The sequence below is a fragment of the Streptomyces sp. NPDC056222 genome, assembly GCF_042264065.1.
Classification (GTDB): Bacteria; Actinomycetota; Actinomycetes; order Streptomycetales; family Streptomycetaceae; genus Streptomyces.
The window spans coordinates 1-19,329 of record NZ_JBHJTL010000071.1 but is presented as its reverse complement, the minus strand read 5'-3'; the positions used below and the strand labels follow the sequence as shown (position 1 = coordinate 19,329).

General features: G+C 70.5%; 15 protein-coding genes and 1 pseudogene. 8 read left to right on the top strand and 8 right to left on the bottom strand.

Annotated elements, in window-relative coordinates; all coding sequences use genetic code 11:
* Positions 1 to 21: 21 nt before the first annotated feature.
* The 3 genes from ACFC0D_RS27570 (at position 22) to ACFC0D_RS27560 (ending at position 4,614) form a co-directional block, all read left to right on the top strand.
* Positions 22 to 2,385, top strand: coding sequence for a chitinase C-terminal domain-containing protein (locus ACFC0D_RS27570; RefSeq protein ID WP_376441295.1), 2,364 nt, complete (start codon positions 22 to 24; stop codon positions 2,383 to 2,385).
* 124 nt (positions 2,386 to 2,509) lie between these two features.
* Complete coding sequence (locus ACFC0D_RS27565; RefSeq protein ID WP_376441293.1) at positions 2,510 to 3,277, top strand: SDR family oxidoreductase; 768 nt, start codon at positions 2,510 to 2,512, stop codon at positions 3,275 to 3,277.
* A gap of 86 nt (positions 3,278 to 3,363) precedes the next feature.
* Positions 3,364 to 4,614 carry a serine hydrolase domain-containing protein gene (locus ACFC0D_RS27560; protein ID WP_376441290.1) on the top strand — a complete coding sequence of 417 codons (1,251 nt, stop codon included), beginning with the start codon at positions 3,364 to 3,366 and terminating at the stop codon, positions 4,612 to 4,614.
* Between the two features lie 63 nt (positions 4,615 to 4,677).
* On the opposite strand, the gene ACFC0D_RS27555 is transcribed toward ACFC0D_RS27560, so the two are convergent.
* Positions 4,678 to 5,835, bottom strand: coding sequence for an ROK family transcriptional regulator (locus ACFC0D_RS27555; RefSeq protein ID WP_376441287.1), 1,158 nt, complete (start codon positions 5,833 to 5,835; stop codon positions 4,678 to 4,680).
* 102 nt (positions 5,836 to 5,937) lie between these two features.
* On the opposite strand from ACFC0D_RS27555, the gene ACFC0D_RS27550 reads away from it, so the two are divergent.
* The 3 genes from ACFC0D_RS27550 (at position 5,938) to ACFC0D_RS27540 (ending at position 9,528) form a co-directional block, all read left to right on the top strand.
* Positions 5,938 to 7,161 (top strand): MFS transporter, encoded by a 1,224-nt coding sequence (locus tag ACFC0D_RS27550; protein WP_376441284.1) that lies wholly within the window; start codon positions 5,938 to 5,940, stop codon positions 7,159 to 7,161.
* A 110-nt stretch (positions 7,162 to 7,271) separates the two neighbouring features.
* On the top strand, positions 7,272 to 8,681 hold the full coding sequence (locus tag ACFC0D_RS27545; protein ID WP_376441282.1) for a uracil-xanthine permease family protein: 1,410 nt from the start codon (positions 7,272 to 7,274) through the stop codon (positions 8,679 to 8,681).
* 73 nt (positions 8,682 to 8,754) lie between these two features.
* Positions 8,755 to 9,528: a DUF5995 family protein gene (locus ACFC0D_RS27540; RefSeq protein ID WP_376441279.1), complete on the top strand. Its 774-nt coding sequence runs from the start codon at positions 8,755 to 8,757 to the stop codon at positions 9,526 to 9,528.
* Positions 9,529 to 9,645: 117 nt separating this feature from the next.
* Here ACFC0D_RS27540 and ACFC0D_RS27535 read toward each other — a convergent pair whose 3' ends face one another.
* Positions 9,646 to 11,343 (bottom strand): flavin monoamine oxidase family protein, encoded by a 1,698-nt coding sequence (locus tag ACFC0D_RS27535; protein WP_376441277.1) that lies wholly within the window; start codon positions 11,341 to 11,343, stop codon positions 9,646 to 9,648.
* A 54-nt stretch (positions 11,344 to 11,397) separates the two neighbouring features.
* The gene (locus ACFC0D_RS27530; protein WP_376441274.1) at positions 11,398 to 12,204 is read right to left on the bottom strand and encodes a carbon-nitrogen hydrolase family protein; all 807 of its coding nucleotides are present in this window, start codon (positions 12,202 to 12,204) and stop codon (positions 11,398 to 11,400) included.
* Between the two features lie 278 nt (positions 12,205 to 12,482).
* Between ACFC0D_RS27530 and ACFC0D_RS27525 the strand changes: the two genes are divergently transcribed.
* Positions 12,483 to 13,028 carry a Repetin gene (locus ACFC0D_RS27525; RefSeq protein WP_376441271.1) on the top strand — a complete coding sequence of 182 codons (546 nt, stop codon included), beginning with the start codon at positions 12,483 to 12,485 and terminating at the stop codon, positions 13,026 to 13,028.
* Between the two features lie 60 nt (positions 13,029 to 13,088).
* On the opposite strand, the gene ACFC0D_RS27520 is transcribed toward ACFC0D_RS27525, so the two are convergent.
* The gene (locus tag ACFC0D_RS27520; protein WP_015032260.1) at positions 13,089 to 13,544 is read right to left on the bottom strand and encodes an Lrp/AsnC family transcriptional regulator; all 456 of its coding nucleotides are present in this window, start codon (positions 13,542 to 13,544) and stop codon (positions 13,089 to 13,091) included.
* Between the two features lie 10 nt (positions 13,545 to 13,554).
* Positions 13,555 to 15,036 carry an amino acid permease gene (locus ACFC0D_RS27515; RefSeq protein ID WP_376441268.1) on the bottom strand — a complete coding sequence of 494 codons (1,482 nt, stop codon included), beginning with the start codon at positions 15,034 to 15,036 and terminating at the stop codon, positions 13,555 to 13,557.
* A gap of 355 nt (positions 15,037 to 15,391) precedes the next feature.
* On the opposite strand from ACFC0D_RS27515, the gene ACFC0D_RS27510 reads away from it, so the two are divergent.
* The gene (locus ACFC0D_RS27510) at positions 15,392 to 16,390 is read left to right on the top strand and encodes a GDSL-type esterase/lipase family protein (RefSeq protein WP_376441265.1); all 999 of its coding nucleotides are present in this window, start codon (positions 15,392 to 15,394) and stop codon (positions 16,388 to 16,390) included.
* Positions 16,391 to 16,456: 66 nt separating this feature from the next.
* On the opposite strand, the gene ACFC0D_RS27505 is transcribed toward ACFC0D_RS27510, so the two are convergent.
* The 3 genes and pseudogenes from ACFC0D_RS27505 to ACFC0D_RS27495 form a co-directional block, all read right to left on the bottom strand.
* Entirely contained in the window at positions 16,457 to 17,899 is a 1,443-nt protein-coding gene (locus ACFC0D_RS27505) for a GuaB1 family IMP dehydrogenase-related protein (protein WP_376441262.1), read from the bottom strand.
* Between the two features lie 160 nt (positions 17,900 to 18,059).
* Positions 18,060 to 18,818 carry a FadR/GntR family transcriptional regulator gene (locus ACFC0D_RS27500; RefSeq protein ID WP_376441259.1) on the bottom strand — a complete coding sequence of 253 codons (759 nt, stop codon included), beginning with the start codon at positions 18,816 to 18,818 and terminating at the stop codon, positions 18,060 to 18,062.
* Between the two features lie 10 nt (positions 18,819 to 18,828).
* Positions 18,829 to 19,329 (bottom strand): annotated as a pseudogene (locus ACFC0D_RS27495) (NAD-dependent epimerase); the annotation flags it as partial.

Below are 19,329 nucleotides of genomic sequence, written 5' to 3'. Positions count from 1 at the left end.
CCTCCCCAGGAGGAACCGATCGTGTTGTCCCCCACGAAGACGAGAGCCTCGCTGCTCGCGTCCGGCGCGGCCGTCGCCGGACTGCTGATCAGCTCCCTCGCCGGCGGTGTCTCGCATGCCGCCGACAACGAGAGCTGTCGCCCCGACGGCCTCTACAAGACCCCGGGCGTCGACGTCCCGTACTGCTCGGTCTACGACACCGAGGGCCGCGAGAAGATGGGCGCGGACCACCAGCGCCGAGTCATCGGCTATTTCACCGGCTGGCGCACCGGCAAGAACGGCGAGCCCGCCTATCTCGCCAACAACATCCCGTGGGACAAGATCACCCACATCAACTACGCCTTCGGACACATCGGTTCCGACAACAAGCTGTCCGTCGGCACGGACGGCCCGAACAACGCGGCCACCGGGATGACCTGGCCCGGTGTCGCCGGCGCGGAGATGGACCCGGCGTACGCCTACAAGGGCCACTTCAATCTGCTCAACAAGTTCAAGAAGCAGCACCCTGACGTCAAGACGCTGATCTCGGTCGGCGGCTGGGCCGAGACCGGCGGCTACTTCGACGACAACGGAACCCGCGTGAACTCCGGCGGCTTCTACTCGATGGCCACCAACGCCGACGGTTCGGTCAACCAGGCCGGGATCGACACGTTCGCGGACTCGGCCGTCTCCTTCATCAAGAAGTACGGATTCAACGGCGTCGACATCGACTACGAGTACCCGACGACGATGAAGGACGCCGGCAACCCGCTGGACTGGCAGCTCGCCAACGCGCGCCGCGCGGGCCTCGTCCAGGGCTACGCGGCCCTGATGAAGACGCTGCGCGAGAAGCTCGACCGGGCCGGCGCCACCGACGGCAAGCACTACATGCTGACGGTCGCCGCGCCCTCCTCCGGCTATCTGCTGCGCGGCATGGAGACCTTCCAGATGCAGAAGTATCTGGACTACGTCAACATCATGTCCTACGACCTGCACGGCGCCTGGAACGAGTACGTCGGCCCCAACGCCTCGCTCTTCGACGACGGCAAGGACGCCGAGCTCGCGGCCGCCGGGGTCTACGGCTCCCAGCAGTACGGCGGCATCGGCTACCTCAACACCGACTGGGCGTACCACTACTTCCGCGGCTCCATGCCGGCCGGCCGGATCAACATCGGTCTGCCGTACTACACCCGCGGTCACAAGAACGTGCAGGGCGGCACCGACGGACTGTGGGGCAAGGCGTCCGCGACCACCTGCCCGGCCGGCGCGGGCCTGACCAAGTGCGGTGACGGCGCCGTCGGCATCGACAACCTCTGGCACGACAAGGACACCAACGGCGCCGAGTCGCCGGCCGGCTCCAACCCGATGTGGCACGCCAAGAACCTGGAGAAGGGGATCGTCGGCGACTACGTCACGCAGTACGGCTTCCCGGCGAGCACCACGCTGACCGGCACCTACGCCCGTAAGTACGACTCGACCCTGGTCGCGCCGTGGCTGTGGAACGCGCAGAAGAAGGTCTTCCTCTCCACCGAGGACGAGCAGTCGGTGGCCGCCAAGGCCGACTACGTGATCAGCAAGGGCATCGGCGGCACGATGGTCTGGGAGATGGCCGGCGACTACGCCTGGAACGCGGGCAAGGGCCAGTACGAGATGGGCTCCACGCTCACCTCTCTGATGTACGACAAGTTCAAGGCGGCCACCCCGTACGGCGCCAAGAAGTCGAACGCCGCGCTGCCGACGAAGGCCGTGAACGTGGGCGTGGAGTTCACCGAGTTCAAGCTGGGCGACTCCAACTACCCGATCACCCCGAAGATCAAGATCACCAACAACACGGCCACCGCGCTGCCGGGCGGCACGGAGTTCCAGTTCGACTACGCGACGGCCGCGCCGGGCAACGCCTCAGACCAGTCCGGTTTCGGTACGAAGGTGATCAGCAGCGACCACACCGGCAACAACGTGGGCGGTCTGAAGGGCGACTTCCACCGGGTGTCGCTGAAGCTTCCGGCCTGGCAGTCGCTGGCCCCGGGCGCGACCGTGGACCTGGCGTTCAACTACTACCTGCCGGTCTCCACGCCGTCCAACTGGACGGTGAACATCAGCGGTACGACGTACGCGCTCGCCGGTGACCTCGGGCGCGGTACGACGGTGGTGGAGCCGGGCGGCTCCACGCCGACCCCGACCCCCACACCCACGCCGACCGGTCCGACGCCGACCCCGACGGGTCCGACCCCGACGCCGACCGGTGGCACCTGCACCGCCCCGGCGTACGTGGCCGGCACGGTGTACAACGCGGGCAACGAGGTCTCCCACAAGGGCCACAAGTGGAAGGCCCAGTGGTGGACCCAGAACGAGGAGCCGGGCACGACCGGCGAGTGGGGCGTCTGGAGGGACCTCGGCACCTGCTGACGGCCTGACCTCCGCATGAACGCCCGGCGGCGGAACTCACGGCCCTTGCCGCCGCCGGGTCCCTACCGCGCCTTCGCCGCGGTCCGCGTGTGCGGGCCGCGGCGAAGGCGTTCACGCTGGAGACATGACCACGATCCTGGTGACCGGCGGCACGGGCACACTGGGCGGTCCCGTCTGCGAGAAGTTGCGCGCGGAGGGCCACGAGGTGCGGGTGCTCAGTCGGCACTCGCCGCCGTACGCCGTCGATCTGCGCCGGGGCGGCCCGCTCCTGGACCGGGCCGTGGACGGCGTGGACGCGATCGTCCACTGCACGAACATCACGCGTCACGACGAGCAGGCGGCCCGGCTGCTGATCGAGGCCGCACACCGGGCCGGGGTGCCGCATCTGCTGTACATCTCGATCGTCGGCGTGGACCGCGTGCCGCTGGGCTACTACCGCGCGAAGTACGCGGTCGAGCGGCGGATCCAGCAGTCGGGGCTCGGCTGGACGATCCTGCGGACCACCCAGTTCCACGACCTGATCCTGAAACTCCTGGAGGGGTTGGCGAAGCCGCCGGTGATGCTGCTGCCGAAGGCCGTAAGGGACCAGCCGATGGAGGTCACCGAGGCCGCGTACCGCCTCGCTGAGCTCGCGGCGGGCCCGCCGGCGGGGCGTGTGGCGGACATGGGCGGCCCCGAGATCCGTACGTTCGCCGAGCTGGCCGCGGCCTATCTGCGGGCGAGCGGGAAGCAGCGGAGGATCGTCGAAGTCCCACTGCCGGGCAAGGTCTACCGGGGACTGCGCCACGGAGGTCATCTCGCGCCCGAGTCCGCGGTGGGACGGGTGACCTTCGAGGAGTTCCTGGCGGCGCGGTTCGACGACGGAAGCGTTCCCGGCCGACCCACGCCCTAGTCCGGTCTGCCCCACATGGGCGCGTCTCGCTCCCTCTGCGGAGTGTTCAGCCGAATTGCCACCATCCTTCCGGCCATAGTGCGGGCATGACACGCACCCGCTTCCACAGGCGTCTGCGCACGCGTGCGCGCGCATGCAGCGCGCTGCTCTGCGCCGCTCTCCTCGCCGCCACCGTGCAGACCTCTGCCGCCGCACCCGCGTTCGCCGAAGGTCCGGGCCACCACGGTGGCCCGGACTGTGTGAGGACCGAGCGTCCCCTCGACGCGCAGGCCCGGAAGGTCCTGGAGATCACCCGCAAGGCCAAGAAGGACCTCAAGCTGAACTCCGTGGAAGTGAAGGTCACGCTCGACGGGCGCGAGGTCCTCACCGACGCGCTCGGCGAGTCCATGACCGGCGTACCGGCGCAGCCGGACATGCACTTCCGTGCCGGCTCCGTGGCCTTCGCCCACATCGGCACGGCCCTCCTCCAGCTGGTCGAGGAGGGCAAGGTCTCGCTCGACGACACCGTGGAGCGCTGGCTGCCCGACCTGCCCAAGGCCGAGCAGATCACCCTGCGAATGCTGGCCTCCAACACCACCGGCCTCCACGACTACGTCACCGACCCGGCCTTCCTGGCCGAGCTGGTGCCCCACCCGTTCCGCCAGTGGACCCCCAACGAGCTGCTGGCGTTCCCGTACAGCCACTCGTTCTGGTACGAGCCGGGCACCAGCTGGAGCTACTCCCACGCCAACTACCTGCTCCTGAGCCAAGCGCTGGAGAAGATCACAGGCACCCGGATCGACGAGTTCCTGAAGGAGCGGATCTGGGGTCCCCTCGGGCTGCGCAACACGCAGAACAACTTCACTCCGGACATCCCGAGCCCGGTCCTGCATGCCTTCACCTCCGACCGCGGGATCTACGAGGAGTCCACCTTCTGGAACCCGTCGTGGACCACCGCGCCCGGCGCGGTCATCACCACCGACATCTGCGACCTGGCGCGCTCGGCGCAGGCCATCGGCAGCGGCGAACTGCTCTCGCCCCGCTCCTACCGCACCTTCCTGAACCCGGGCACGGTCGGCCTGGGCGGCGCGACCGCGACGTGTCCCGCCACGATCTGCATCAAGCAGACCGAAGCCGCCCACTTCGGGCTGGGCATCATCGTGGTCAACACCTGGCTGGTCCAGAACCCGTCGTTCTCCGGCTATGCGGCGATCCAGGCGTATCTCCCCTCCGAGCGCCTCGCCATCGCGGTCTCCACGACCAAGACCGCGAACGCGCCGGAAGGCAACACGGCCGAGCAGGTCGCCGAGCTCATCGCGGCCGAACTCGCCCCGGACACTCCGCTGACGATCAGCTGACCCGCGGGGCCGGGGGGTGTCCGGTCCAGGGTCGACCTCGGCCATGACCCGCAGGTCGGCCCCCTAGCCCTGCCGTCCGTGGCTGCCTTGCTCCGGCGGGCCGAAGAGCTCGTCCTGCGCGGCGTCGCGGGCGGCCAGGAGGGCGCCCCGGAGGACCGCCGCGTCGCCGAGCTCGGTGGCGCGGACCTCCGTGCGCAACGGCGAGAGCGCGGCGAGTTCTGCCTCGACGCGGGCGGCGAGCTCCCGGCCGCCACGGTGGCCGGTCTCGCCCCCGAGGACCACACAGCCCGGGTCGAGGACCGAGGCGACGGCCGCGGCCCCGACCGCGAGGCGACGGGCGAGGGCGTCGAGGAAGGGGCCGTGCCCCGAGGTGAGCGCACCGGCCGGGTCAAGGCCGTGCTCGACGGCGAGGGCCTCCACCGCGGCCGCGCAGGCCAGCTCGTGGAAGCCGCCCTCGCAGCCGGTCGCCGAGGGCAGCCCCGAGGTGCCGGGCACCGGCAGGAAGCCGAGCTCGCCGGCACCGCCGGAGGCCCCGCGACGCAGCCGGCCGTCCAGCACGACGGCCGCGCCGACGCCCTGGCCGAGCCAGAGCAGGACGAAGGTGTCGCGGTCGCGGGCGGCCCCGGCGCGCTGCTCCGCGACGGCGGCGAGGTTGGTCTCGTTCTCGACCAGCACGGTCGCCGGCAGCCGCTCCTGGAGGGCGTCGATCAGCCTGCGGTGCCACTCGGGAAGCTGCGCCGAGTCGCGCAGCCCGCCGCTTGCGGGGTCGATCAGTCCGGGCGCGCCGACGGCGACGCTGTGCAGCCGCTCCACCCCGGCCGACTTCGCGGTCCGTTCGAGGAGGGAGACGGCCTTCTCGACCGCCGGTCCCGTCCCGTCCGCCCCGTCGATCGGCGCCGAGGCCTCCGCGAGCGTCCTGCCCAGCAGGTCGGAGACGGTGAGCGAGAGGGAGTCGGTCCGCACGTCGAGCGCGGCGAGGTACGCGCGGTCGGCGACGATCCCGTACAGCTTGGCGTTCGGCCCGCGCCGCTCCGCGCCGGACTCCCCCACCACCCGGACGAGTCCCGAGCTCTGGAGCCGTTCGACGAGGTCGGCGACGGTGGGGCGGGAGAGGCCGGTCAGCGCCTTCAGCTGAGTCGCCGTCAACGGCCCTTCGTCCTGGAGCAGTCGCAGGGCGAGCCGGTCGTTGATGGCCCGGGCGGTGCTCGGAGATGCGGGCATGCCGGGATCCTCTCAGACTCTCGTACGTGGACCTCTCCCACCGATCTATTTATCAGGCAGGGTTCCTGATAGTTTACGGCGGACGTCAATCAGGGAGGGCACATGACGGGCGAGACCGTCTTCAGTACCGAGCGGCTGCGGCGCGCCCGATTCGCCGTCGCCGCCGTCTTCTGTGTCCACGGCGCGGTCACCGGCAGCTTCGCCACCCGCATCCCGTGGATCCAGGACCACGCCGACGTGAGCGCGGGCCAACTCGGACTCGCCCTCGCCTTCCCGGCCGTCGGCGCCTCGCTCGCCATGCCCCTGGCCGGTGCCATCAGCCACCGCTTCGGCGCCCGCACCGCGCTGCGCGGGCTGCTCGCGCTCTGGACTCTGGCTCTGATCCTGCCGTCGCTCGCCCCGAACATCTACGGGCTCTGCGCGGCGCTCTTCTTCTACGGCGCCACCGCCGGCATGTCCGACGTGGCGATGAACGCGCTCGGCGTCGAGGTCGAGACCCGTCTCGACAAGTCGATCATGTCCAGCCTGCACGGCATGTGGAGCGTGGGCGCGCTCCTCGGCTCCGCCGCCGGCACCCTCGCCGCCCACTTCGGCACGGACGCCCGGCTGCACCACCTCGTCGCGGCCCTCGTCCTGACCGCGCTCGGCCTCGTCTTCTGCCAGGGCGTCCTCGATCTGCAGAGCGCCCCCGACGAGGAGCCGCCGCCGCGCTTCTCGCTGCCGCCGAAGTCCGCCCTGATCATCGGCGCCATCGGCTTCTGCGGGGTGTTCGCCGAGGGCGCGAGTCTGGACTGGTCGGCGGTCTACCTGCGGGACGAGCTCGGCTCGTCGGCCGGGGTCGCCGCGGCCTCCACCACCGCCTTCGCGCTGACCATGGCCATCGCCCGGCTGGTCGGAGACCGCGTGGTCGACCGGTTCGGCGCCGTACGGACGGTACGGGTCGGAGGCGTCGCCGCGACCGTCGGCGGACTGCTGGTGGTCCTCGCACCGCACCCGGCCGTCGCGATGGCCGGATTCGGTCTCATCGGACTCGGGGTGGCCGTCGTCGTCCCGCTCGCCTTCGCCGCGGCCGGCCGCAGTGGCCCCAACCCCAGCCAGGCCATCGCGGGCGTCGCCACCATCACGTACACCTCGGGTCTCATCGCGCCGTCGGCGATCGGCGGCATCGCCGACGCGACCTCGCTGATGTTCTCCTTCGGTCTGGTCACCCTGCTCGCGTTCGGTCTGGTGCTCGGCGCCGGGGTGCTGCGCCAGGGCTCCCGGCCCACAAGCACCGCCGCGGCCGGAAGCGGAAGCCCCGCGACCAGCTCGGGGAAGGTGTCGTAGGAATCGCGGAACATGGTGCCGGAACCTCGGTGACCAGCGGCGCATTACCATATGGCTGATCTTTTGCGGCCTCGGCAGGGCCGCCGGAACCGGAGAACTGGAGCGACCCCATGAACCTCGGCGTGCGCTGGACCCTGCACGGCGACGGGAAGACACCCGCTCCGGGAGCCGTGGTCCGGCCGGACGAGCGGCTCTCCTGGCCCCGTACGGTCGGCCTCGGCGCCCAGCACGTGGTCGCGATGTTCGGCGCCTCCTTCGTGGCGCCCGTGCTCATGGGTCTCGACCCGAACCTCGCCATCATGATGTCCGGCGTCGCGACGGTGATCTTCCTGCTCGCGACGCGGGGCACGGTCCCCAGCTATCTGGGCTGCTCGCTCTCCTTCGTCGGTGTCGCCGCGGCCATCCGGGCCTCCGGCGGCACCAGCGCGACGGTCACCGGCGCGGTGTTCGTCGTCGGTGGCGTGCTGTTCCTCGCGGGCCTCGCGGTACGGAAGTTCGGCGCGCGGATCATCCACGCGACGATGCCCCCGATCGTCACCGGTGCCGTCGTGATGCTGATCGGCTTCAACCTCGCCCCGGTCACCGCGAGCACCTACTGGCCGCAGGACCAGTGGACGGCGCTGCTCGTGATGCTGTTCACCGGTCTGGCCGTGGTCTGTCTGCGCGGTTTCTGGTCACGCATCGCGATCTTCCTCGGCCTGATCTTCGGCTACGGCATCTCCTGGGTCTTCGACCTGGTCTTCGGCAAGATCCACTCGATGTCGCCGAGCGGTGAGGTCACCGACCACTGGCGGCTCGACCTCTCCGGCGTCTCCCAGGCCGACTGGATCGGCCTGCCGTCCTTCCACGGACCCAGCTTCGAGCTGTCGGCGATCCTCGTCGCGCTGCCTGTCGTGATCGCCCTCGTCGCGGAGAACGCCGGTCACGTCAAGGCCGTCGGCGAGATGACCGGGGACCATCTGGACGGCAAGCTCGGCACCGCGATCGCGGCCGACGGCGCCGCCTCGATGCTGTCGACCGCCGTGGGCGGCCCGCCCAACACCACGTACTCCGAGAACATCGGCGTCATGGCGGCCACCCGCGTCTACTCCACCGCCGCCTACTGGGCCGCGGCCGGCTTCGCGCTGCTCTTCGGTCTCTGCCCCAAGTTCGGCGCGATCGTCGCCGCGATCCCCGGCGGTGTGCTCGGCGGCATCACGGTGATCCTCTACGGCATGATCGGCCTGCTCGGCGCCCAGATCTGGATCAACGCCAAGGTCGACCTGCGCAACCCGCTCAACCTGGTGCCGGCCGCCGCGGGCATCATCATCGGGGTCGGCGGAGTGAAGCTCACCTTCACCGACACCTTCGAGCTCGGCGGCATCGCGCTCGGCACGATCGTCGTGATCACCGGCTACCACGTGCTGCGGGCCTTCGCCCCGGCGCACCTGAAGCAGCAGGAGCAGCAGGAGCCGCTGCTGGACGCCGGCACCAGCTCGTACGAGGGCAGCACGGACGACGGGTCCGCCACCAAGTCGTAGGCGATTCGCCCGTTCTGGGGAAGCCGGGCCTCGGGAGTTCCCTCGCGGGACCGGCTGCTGGGACGCTGCCCCCATGGCGCAGACCCAGCAGCTCGGCACCCGGCGGACCGGCTCCGGTCGGGACGGCACCGATCAGAACGACCCTGGTCAGCACGGCCCCGGCCGGATCGGGCAGTTCACCGCTGTCGACCCCGTGGTGGAGCGGATGCGCAGCATCCGCTCGGCCTGGCACCCGGCCGACGGGGTCGCCGTCTTCAACCGCGTCTATCTGACGGTGACGGAGGAGATCGGCCACGCGATCGACGCCGGCACGTTCGCCGACCGGCGGGCGGCCGCGACCCTCGACGTCCGCTTCGCGGAGCGCTACCTCTCGGTGGTCGAAGCCGTCTCCACCGGCTCCCCCGCCCCGGCCTGCTGGCGGCCGCTCTTCCACTACCGGCGCCACCCCGACGTACGGCCGCTGCAGTTCGCGCTGGCCGGGATCAACGCGCACATCGGGCACGACCTCGCCCTCGCCGTGGTCGACACCTGCCGGGAGCTGGAGTGCGCGCCACGGGACCTGGAGGACGAGTTCGACCGCGTCGGCGACATCCTCGTGCTCCTGGAGGAGCGGATCCGCGAAGAAGTCATGCCGGGACCGGACCTGCTGGAGATCACGGACCCGCTGACGCATCTGCTGGGCTGCTGGAGCCTGGACCGGGCCCGCGACGGGGCCTGGCTCGCCGCACGCTCGCTCTGGCAGCTGCGGGAGCTGCCCGACCTGGTCGAGGAGTTCCGGGAACGCCTCGACCGGTCGGTGGGTCTGGTGGGGCGGATGCTGCTGACGCCGCTCGCACGGCACGGCTGACCACTCTCGCGGCCGCTCGCACACCGGTACTGTCCGCCCCACTCCCCCAACGGCAGCGGCCCCCGGGAAGTTCCACGGGGGCCGGTCCGCGTCGGCTCAGGGGTCGGTACGCCGGGATCAGTCCTCCGGGAGCTCCACCGGGGCGATCTCGTCGTACACGTCGCCCGGTCCCGGGTTGGTGGCGTCGGTGGAGCCGCCGAAGTGGTGCATCACGCCCCACACCGCGTTGAGCGCGGTCTGCACGGCGCCCTCGGCCCAGCCGGCCGTCCAGGAGATGTCGTCGCCCGCGAGGAAGATGCCCCGCTTGTCCTCCGGCAGCCGGTCCTGCATGAAGTGGGTGAACAGGCGGCGCTGGTAGCGGTAGTGGCCCGGCAGGTTCGCCTTGAACGCGCCCATGAAGTAGGGCTCGTTCTCCCACGAGACCGTCACCGGGTTGCCGATGATGTGCTTCCGGATGTCGACCTTCGGGTAGATCTCGCCGAGCGACTTCAGCATGACCTCCATCCGCTCGTTCGCGGACAGCGGCAGCCACTTCAGGCTGTCGTCGCACCAGGTGTACGAGAGGCAGATCGTGGCGGGCTTGTCCGGGCCGTCGTCCAGGAGGTAGGTGCCGCGGGTCATCCGGTCGGTCAGCGTCATCGACATGACGTCGCGGCCGGTCTCCTCGTCCTTGTCCAGCCAGAACGGCCGGTCCACGGGCACGAAGAGCTTGGAGCTCTCCATGTAGTGGGTGCGCTCGATCGCCGTCCAGTGGTCGATCGGGAAGAGCGAGTCGTCACAGGCGATCTTGGACAGCAGCATCCAGGACTGGGCGGTGAAGATCGCCGCCTGGTACGTGCGGATGTCGCCGGAGGCGTCGGTGACGGTGATCCGGTTCCCTGCGGTGCGGTTCAGCCGGGTCACGGCCGGCCTCGGGTCACCCTCGTGCAGGGACTTCAGAGAGGTTCCCTGCGCCCAGTGGACGATCTTCTCCGGCTCGCGCTCCCACAAGCGCAGCGGGAGCTGCTGCGAGCCGCCCACGATGCCACGGTGGTGGTCGTCGGCCTCGGTGTAGACGACGCGGAGGATCTCCAGGATGGAGTTGGGGAAGTCGGTGTCCCAGCCGCCGGTGCCGAAGCCGACCTGGCCGAAGATCTCACGGTGCCGGAAGGACTTGAAGGACTCCGACTCGCACAGGAAGCCGTAGAAGGTCTGGTTGTCGAGCTTCTCCACGAGCTTGGACCAGATCTCGCGGATGCGCGGAACGTCGCGCTCACGCATGGCCTGGTTCATGTCGGAGAAGTCGGCGCCCTCGTCGAGGCAGGCGTTCCACGCGTTCATCACGTCGCGGTAGACCTGCGGGAGGTCGTCGACGGTCTGCGCGTAGTGCGACTCGCCCTTGAGGTCGACGACGGTCGACGGGGTGGACTCGGCCAGCGGGTTCGGGAACGGCTGCGTCTCCAGGCCCACCAGGTCGATGTAGTGCTGGAACGCGGTGGAGGAGGGCGGGAAGCGCATGGCACCCATCTCCGCCGTCAGGCCCTCGGTGCCGGTGCCCTCGAAGCCGACGGTGCGCAGTCGGCCGCCGATCTTGTCGGCCTCGTAGACGACGGGCTTGAGGCCCATCTTCATCAGCTCGTAGGCGGCGATGATGCCGGAGAGCCCGCCGCCGATGACGGCGACCTCGGTTCCGTGCTCGGTCGCCGGTATCTGCCCCAGACCGGCCGGGTGGGCCAGGTAGTCGTCGTAGGCGTACGGGAAGTCCGGACCGAACATGGTGATCGGCGGCTGGCCGTCGCTGTGCGGGACGGCGGTCGTGGGCACCGTGGACGTCATGGGGTACGGACTCCTTGCGGGGAAAGCGGGGAAGTGCGGGAGGAAGAGGACGGCTCAGACAAGGGAGCCGTAGAGGCCGGGACGCCGGTCGCGGAGGTACGGGTTGTCCTTGCGGGAGGCGGCGAGCAGGGCGGGGTCCACATCGCCGAGGACGAGATCCTCGCCTCGGCCGGCGCGGACCCGGGCGGTGCCGTCCGGGGCGGCGAGCGTGGAGAGGCCGACGAACTCGAAGTCGCCCTCGGGGCCCGTCCGGTTGGCGTACGCGATGTAGATCTGGTTCTCGAAGGCGCGCACGGGGACGACGGACTCGGGGACGACCTCGGCGGGGTGCATCAGCGCGGTCGGCACGAGGAGGAGGTCCGTACCGGCCAGGGCCTGCGCCCGTACGTTCTCGGGGAACTCGACGTCGTAGCAGATCATCAGGCCGACCGTGAGGCCGCCGAGCTCCGCCTGGACGACTGCGTCCTCGCCGGGGGTGAACCAGTGGTGCTCGAAGTCACCGAAGAGGTGGGTCTTGCGGTAGCGCGCGAGCGTGGCGCCGTCGGCGCCGATGAGCTGGGCGGCGTTGTACAGGACGCCGTGCTGCTCGGTGTCGCGCTCCGGGTACCCGTAGCCGATGGCCAGGCCGTGTCGTGAGGCGAGGGCCGCGACGGCGCGCGCGGAGGGGCCGTCGGCCGGCTCGGCCAGGCGTGCCATGTCGGCGCCGATCGCGTAGCCGGTCAGGAACAGCTCGGGGGCGAGCAGCAGCCCTGCTCCGGCCTCGGCCGCGCGGGCGGCGGCCTCGTCGAGGATCTTCAGATTGGCGGCCACGTCACCGAGCTCACCGGAGCTCTGGAGCAGGGCGGTGCGCAGCGCGGGCATGGGCGATCCTCAGGGGTCCGAAGCACAGGGGAAGACGTCAAAAACGGTACGGTTCCGGGCTCGACCGGGACAAGGCGCGACCGTTGCGGACCGACCGTCGAACCGTTGCGCGATCTCCGGCCAGTGCGGCGATTCGTTGCGCGGGGCTCGTACGAGGGTCGTACGGCTCCCCCGCCGCGCGGCGGAGACGAGGACCGTTCTGTGGCGCGACGTCCTGGGGCGGGCCGGACGGAAGAGTGGTGGCTGTCCGGTTGACCTGCCGAAAGGACCGAGAAGTCATGAACCGCCGTACGAAGATCGCCGCCGCCGCCGCCGCCGTACTGATCACCGCCGGGGCCGCGGGCTCCGCCGTCGCCTCGGGGGACGGCCGGGGTGGCAACCGGGAGGCGGCCGCGCTGACCGGCAGCGCGAAGCTCTACCGGGTGGCGAGCGACGACATCACGTTCTCCTTCGACGCCCATCTCGCGGCGAAGGACAACATGAACCCGCAGGCGGCGACCGGCACCTTCCGCTTCAGTCACTACAAGAACGGCAAGGGCGGCTACGCCGTGGTGACGGTGGACTGTCTGGTCACGGGCGGCAAGGTGGCCACCGTGACGGGCAAGGTCACCGAGACCGACCTGGATGTGTTCCGGGACCGCCGCGTGGGTGTCTCCGTGCACGACCTGGGCAAGCACGACCGCCTGGGCTACAGCTGGGTGACCCAGGACCCCGAGCAGGGCGACGTGCCTCCGTGCCACACCCCGGCGCCGTTCGAGAAGACGAAGGCCGGCACGGGCGACTTCAAGGTGCTGCCCTGGCAGCTGGAGTACCCGACCGAATAGCCCGAAGGGCGGTGCGGGAACCACGGCCCGCACCGCCCTTCGTCCAGCCGCCCGCCGGGGCTACGCGGGCGAGCCCGAGGAGAAGCGCCGCAGCAGCGGCGACAGCACCAGGACCGACTTGGTGCGTTCCACGAACGGCTCGCCCGCGATCCGTTCCAGGACGCGCTCGAAGTGGCGCATGTCGGAGGCGAAGACCTGGACGACGGCGTCCGCGTCGCCGGTGACGGTCGACGCGGACACCACCTCGGGGTAGCGCTCCAGACCTCGCCGGATGTCGTCCGGCGAGGTGTTGTGGCGACAGTAGATCTCGACGAACCCCTCGGTCTCCCAGCCGAGCGCCGCCGGGTCCACCCGTACGGTGAAGCCGGTGATGGCGCCCTCGGCCCGCAGCCGGTCCACGCGCCGCTTGACGGCGGGCGCGGAGAGTCCGACGAGGGAACCGATGTCGGCGTAGGAGCGACGGGCGTCCTCCGCGAGGGCGTGGACGATGCGTTCGTCGAGGTCGTTGAGTCGCACTACGGGTGGATCACTTCTCTGCGTCGGTGGCCACGATGTCGGTGGCCAGGCGGGAGCGGCGCATGCCGTACAGGAAGTAGAACACGAGGCCCGCGGCCATCCAGCAACCGAAGACCACCCAGGTGATCGAGTCCAGGCTGAACATGTTGTACACGCAGAACACGAAGCCCAGGATCGGGAAGGTCCAGCCGAGCGGCACGCGGAAGGTGCGGTCCATGGTCGGGCGGGAGCGGCGCAGCACGATCACCGCGATGTTGACCAGGGCGAAGGCGAACAGGGTGCCGATGCTGGTGGCGTCGACGAGCTTGCCCAGCGGGATGACCGAGGCGAGGGCGGCGCAGAACAGCGACACGATGACGGTGTTCACGCGCGGGGTGCCGGTCTTGCCGCTGACCTTGCCGAAGACCTTGGGCACGAGGCCGTCGCGGGACATCGCGAAGAGCACACGGGTCTGGCCGTAGAGGACGGTCAGCACGACGCTGGCGATCGAGATGACGGCGCCGGCGGCGAGCAGGGTGCCCCAGAACTTCTGGCCGCTGACGTCGTTCATGATCGCGGCGAGAGAGGCCTCGGAACCCTCGAAGTCCTTCCAGTTCCACGCGCCGACGGCGACGGCCGCGACCAGGACGTAGAGGACCGTGACGATGAGCAGCGAGAGCATGATCGCGCGGGGCAGGTCGCGCTTCGGGTCCTTCGCCTCCTCACCGGCGGTGGAGGCGGCGTCGAAGCCGATGTACGAGAAGAAGAGGCTCGCGCCCGCGGCGCTGACGCCGGCCATGCCGAGCGGCATGAAGTCGGCGTAGTTGCCGGACTTGAAGCCCATGAAGCCGATGGCGCAGAAGAGCACCAGGGCGGCGATCTTCACGAACACCATGACGGTGTTGACGAGCGCCGACTCGCGGGCGCCGCCGAGCAGGAAGACCATCGCGAGCAGGACGACGATCAGACCCGGCAGGTTGACGAAGCCGCCCTCGCCGGGGGCCGAGGAGAGCACGTCGGGGATGGTGACACCGATCGTGCCGTCGAGCAGCTCGTTGAGGTACTCGCCCCAGCCGACCGCCACGGCGGCGACGGACACGCCGTACTCGAGGACCAGGCACCAGCCGCAGATCCAGGCGACGAGTTCACCCATCGTTGCGTACGCATACGAGTAGGAGGAGCCGGCGACCGGTATGGAGCCCGCGAGCTCGGCGTACGAGAGCGCGGAGAAGAGAGCCGTGAGACCGGCGATGACGAAGGCGACCGTGACGGCCGGGCCGGCCTTCGGAACGGCGTCGCCGAGAACGACGAAGATGCCGGTGCCGAGCGTGGCACCGATGCTGATCATGGTCAGCTGCCACATCGAGAGTGAGCGCCGGAGCGAACCGCCCTCGCCCTGGCCACCCTCGGCGACCAGGCGTTCTACCGGCTTGCGCCGCGTCAGGGCGGAGAGCCCTGAGCTCTTGGGGACGGTCGGCTCGGTGGCCGGTGAGGCCGTGCCTTGATCCAGCACTGCGAAGGCTCCTTGATCGCTGCCTGTCGAAATGCGACGACCACGGCGGTACGCGGGCATGACAAAAGAGCCCGCGAGGGAAGGGGGAACCGCCGAGCAGGCGGTCGCCGCCACTCCTGGTACGAGGCATGAGCCTAAGCCCCCATGCTTCGCGCTCGTAATGCAGGGTTGTTGCGCACTGGCAGATGATCATTGCGCACTTGGGGCCCGGACGGGGAAACATTGCGCCCCCTCGCATGAATCGGCACATTGGGGCGATAAGCGGGGTGTGAAGCACACACGGCATGCGCATTGACTCCTTGTGCTGAATGACCGACTCTGCGAGCCCTCTGCGGCACCTCGATCGGAGGCTTCGGTGGGCTGGCTGGACCCCACTCCCTATCTGCGCGGTACGGCCTGGCTGGACAGCGGCCGTGCGGTCCGCGCCGACCCCGCCGATCTGGCCCGGCTCCCCTGGGACACGGCCGAGCGGGCCGCGTTGCCCATCGGCGTACGGGTCGAGTTCGCGGCCGAGCCCGGCACCCGGGCGGTCGAGCTGCGCTATCGCGCTGCTGTTCCGGGCACGGGGGACGCGATGCGGGCGCTGCGGCACTGTTTCGCGCTCTGGCGGGACGGCCGGTGCGTGGGCGAGAGCTTCACCGCACCGGCGGAGGAGGCCACCGTCAGGCTCGAACTCCCGCCCGACGGAGGGACGTTCGCGGTCCATCTGCCGGAGAGCCAGGCGCCGGTGGTGCTCGGCCTTCGGGCGAGCGACGGCTCCCTCTCCCCCGCCCCTCGGCGGCCGCGCTGGCTCGTGCACGGCGACTCGATCACCGAGGGCTGGTGGTCGACCCGGCCCGCCCACTCCTGGCCGGCGACGGCGGGGCGGGCACTCGGCCTGGACACGGTCAACCTCGGCTTCGCGGGCGGGGCGCGCGGCGAACTCCCTCTCGCGGAGCAGCTCGCGAGCCTCCAGGGCGAGTTCGTCACGCTGGCCTTCGGCACCAACTGCTGGTCCAGAGCGCCCTGTTCCGCGGGCTGGCTGTACGAGACGGTTCGCGCCTACGTCGGTCTCGTGCGCAGCGGCCACCCCCACGCCCCGCTGCTGATCCTCTCCCCCGTGCTACGCCCGGAGGCCGAGGCCACCCCCAACGTCCTGGGCGCCACTCTGGAGGACCTGCGCACGGCGATGGAGCATGCGGGCCGCGACCTGGCGGCGGAGGGCGACAGGCGGCTCCTGGTGCTCTCCGGCCGCTCCCTGCTCGACCCCGAGGACCTGGCGGACGGGCTGCACCCCAACGACCGGGGTCATGCGCGGATGGCGGCGGCGGTCGCGGACGCGCTGCGCCCTCACGTACGCACCCGAGGCACGTGACGAGCCCCGGAAACGGAGCAGGGCCCCGCGAGACGTCTCGCGGGGCCCTGCTGCGGAGAGAACCGACTAGCTCCAGCTGGCGTGCAGCGGCTTGCCCTCGGCGTAACCGGCGGCGCTCTGGATGCCGACCACGGCCTTCTCCTCGAACTCGGCCAGCGAGGCCGCGCCCGCGTAGGTGCAGGAGGAGCGGACGCCCGCGATGATCGAGTCGATCAGGTCCTCGACGCCCGGGCGGGACGGGTCGAGGAACATCCGGGAGGTCGAGATGCCCTCCTCGAAGAGACCCTTGCGGGCGCGGTCGTAGGCCGACTCCTCGCTCGTGCGGTTCTGCACGGCGCGGGCCGAGGCCATGCCGAAGGACTCCTTGTACGGACGCCCGTCGGCGGTGTGCTGGAGGTCGCCCGGGGACTCGTACGTCCCGGCGAACCACGAGCCGATCATGACGTTGGACGCGCCGGCGGCGAGCGCCATGGCGACGTCGCGCGGGTGCCGGACGCCACCGTCGGCCCAGACGTGCTTGCCGTACTTCTTCGCCTCGGCGGCGCACTCCAGGACGGCGGAGAACTGCGGCCGGCCGACACCGGTCATCATGCGCGTGGTGCACATGGCGCCGGGGCCCACACCGACCTTGATGATGTCCGCGCCGGCCTCGATGAGGTCGCGCACACCCTCGGCGGCGACGATGTTGCCGGCGACGATCGGAACCTGCGGGTCGAGGGCGCGGACGGCCTTGATCGCGGAGACCATCGACTCCTGGTGGCCGTGCGCCGTGTCGATGACGAGCGTGTCGACGCCCGCGTCGAGGAGCTGCTTGGCCTTGCCCACGAAGTCGCCGTTGATGCCGACGGCGGCGGCGATGCGCAGCTTGCCGTTCGCGTCCGTGGCCGGGGTGTACAGGGTCGCGCGGAGAGCGCCCTTGCGGGTCAGGATGCCGACCAGACGGCCGTCCTTGTCCACGGCCGGGGCGTAGCGGCGGTTGGCGTGGTCGAGCGTGTTGAACGCGTCGCGCGGCTCGATGTCGGCGTCGAGGAGCAGCAGGTCCTTCGACATGACCTCGGAGAGCTGGGTGAAGCGGTCCACGCCGGACAGGTCCGCGTCGGTCACGACACCGACCGGACGACGCTCCGCGTCGACGACGACACCGGCGTCGTGCGACCGCTTGGGCAGCAGCGAGAGCGCGTCGGCGACGGTCTGGTGGGGCTCCAGGACGATGGGGGTGTCCAGGACGTGGTGGCGGCTCTTCACCCACGAGATGACGTCGGTGACGACCTCGATCGGAATGTCCTGGGGGATGACGACGAGGCCACCGCGGCGGGCGACGGTCTCGGCCATACGGCGGCCGGCGATCGCGGTCATGTTGGCGACGACCAGCGGGATCGTCGTACCGGAACCGTCCGGCGAGGCGAGGTCCACGGCCTGGCGGGAACCCACGGCCGAGCGGCTCGGCACCATGAAGACATCGTCATACGTCAGGTCGTAGGGCGGCTTGACGTCATTGAGGAAACGCACGTGCTGACATCCCAGTCGTTCGGATCGGCCCCTAGGCATTTCAGCCAGGGGAAAAAGCACGTAGTTCATTGTCCCACGCCTGTACGAATACCAGACCCGGGCGTTTCATCCGAGGCTTGCGGGGCCGACCTTGTGGGATCGCACGAATGCGGCGGTCCCGTCAGGGCTCCGGGCTGTCCAGGGCCACCACGTCGACGTCCTCGGTCTCCGTCCAGAAACGTTCGTCCGCGTCCTGCAGTCGAGTGGCCGCGTGCTTCATGTGGCGCAACGCGGCGTCCCGGGCCGCTTCGGCGTCACCGGACTCGACGGCGGCCAGGATCGCGTGGTGCTCCTGGCGGACGTCCTCGATGAAGTCGTCCCGGCGCGCCTCGTTCGCCCGCGTGATCCGGATGCCGCTGCGCGCCACCTCGCCGAGGTACCGCACCGTGGAGACCATCACGGCGTTGCCGGTCGACTCGGCGATGGACTGGTGGAAGGAGAGGTCCTCGTCCACACCGTCGCCGCCGGCCGAGACCGCGGCGTCGATCGCGTCGAGCGCCGCGCGCATCCGGGCGATGTCGGCCGGTGTGGCGCGGGCGGCCGCGAGCGCGGCCGCCTCGCCCTCCATGGCGCGGCGCACCTCCACGATCTGGAGCACCTTGGACTTGGTCGCGGCGGCCTCGGATTCCAGGTCGAGCGGCCGGGTGCGGCGGGGCAGGACGAACACACCGAGGCCCTGGCGCGGTTCGACGAGGCCGGCGTTGCGGAGCCTGGAGACGGCCTCGCGCACCACCGTGCGACTGACGCCGAGCTGCTTGACCAGCTCGACCTCGGTCGGCAGCTTGTCGCCCTCGGCGATGCGCCCGGACTCGATCTCTTCCGAGAGCACCGCCGCTACGCGGTCCGCGAGCCGGACCGGACCGCTCACCTTGGAAAACATGGTCATCAGTCTATCGGCGCGGAGCCCCGTCGCCCGGTCCGGCCGGTACCGCGGGAGCGATCGCGTCGGCGTGGCCGGCGACGTAGTCGCGTACCACGGCCGCGAAGTCGGGGTCGGGCTCCAGACCGAGCGCCGCGGCGCGGGTGTTGTCGAAGGCGGCGGGCCACGAGCCCACGATGCTCTCGACGGCCGGGTCGGGGGCGATCGTCACCAGGTCGGCGACGGTGTCACCGGCCTCCCGGCGCAGCGTGGCCAGCATCTCGGCGACCGTGACCGTGAGCGCGGGCAGGTTGACCGGCAGGTTGCCCTCGAGCCGGCCCGGCCCCGTACCGCGCTCGGCCTGGGCGACGCGGAGGATGCCCTCGACCGTGCGCCGCGGCGAGGCCAGGGCGACCCGCAGCTCGGGGTCGACCGGGCAGATCGCCGGAAGACCCGCGAGCGGCTCACGGACGATGCCGGAAAGGAAGCCCGAGGCGGCCGCGTTCGGCTTGCCCGGCAGGACGGACACGGT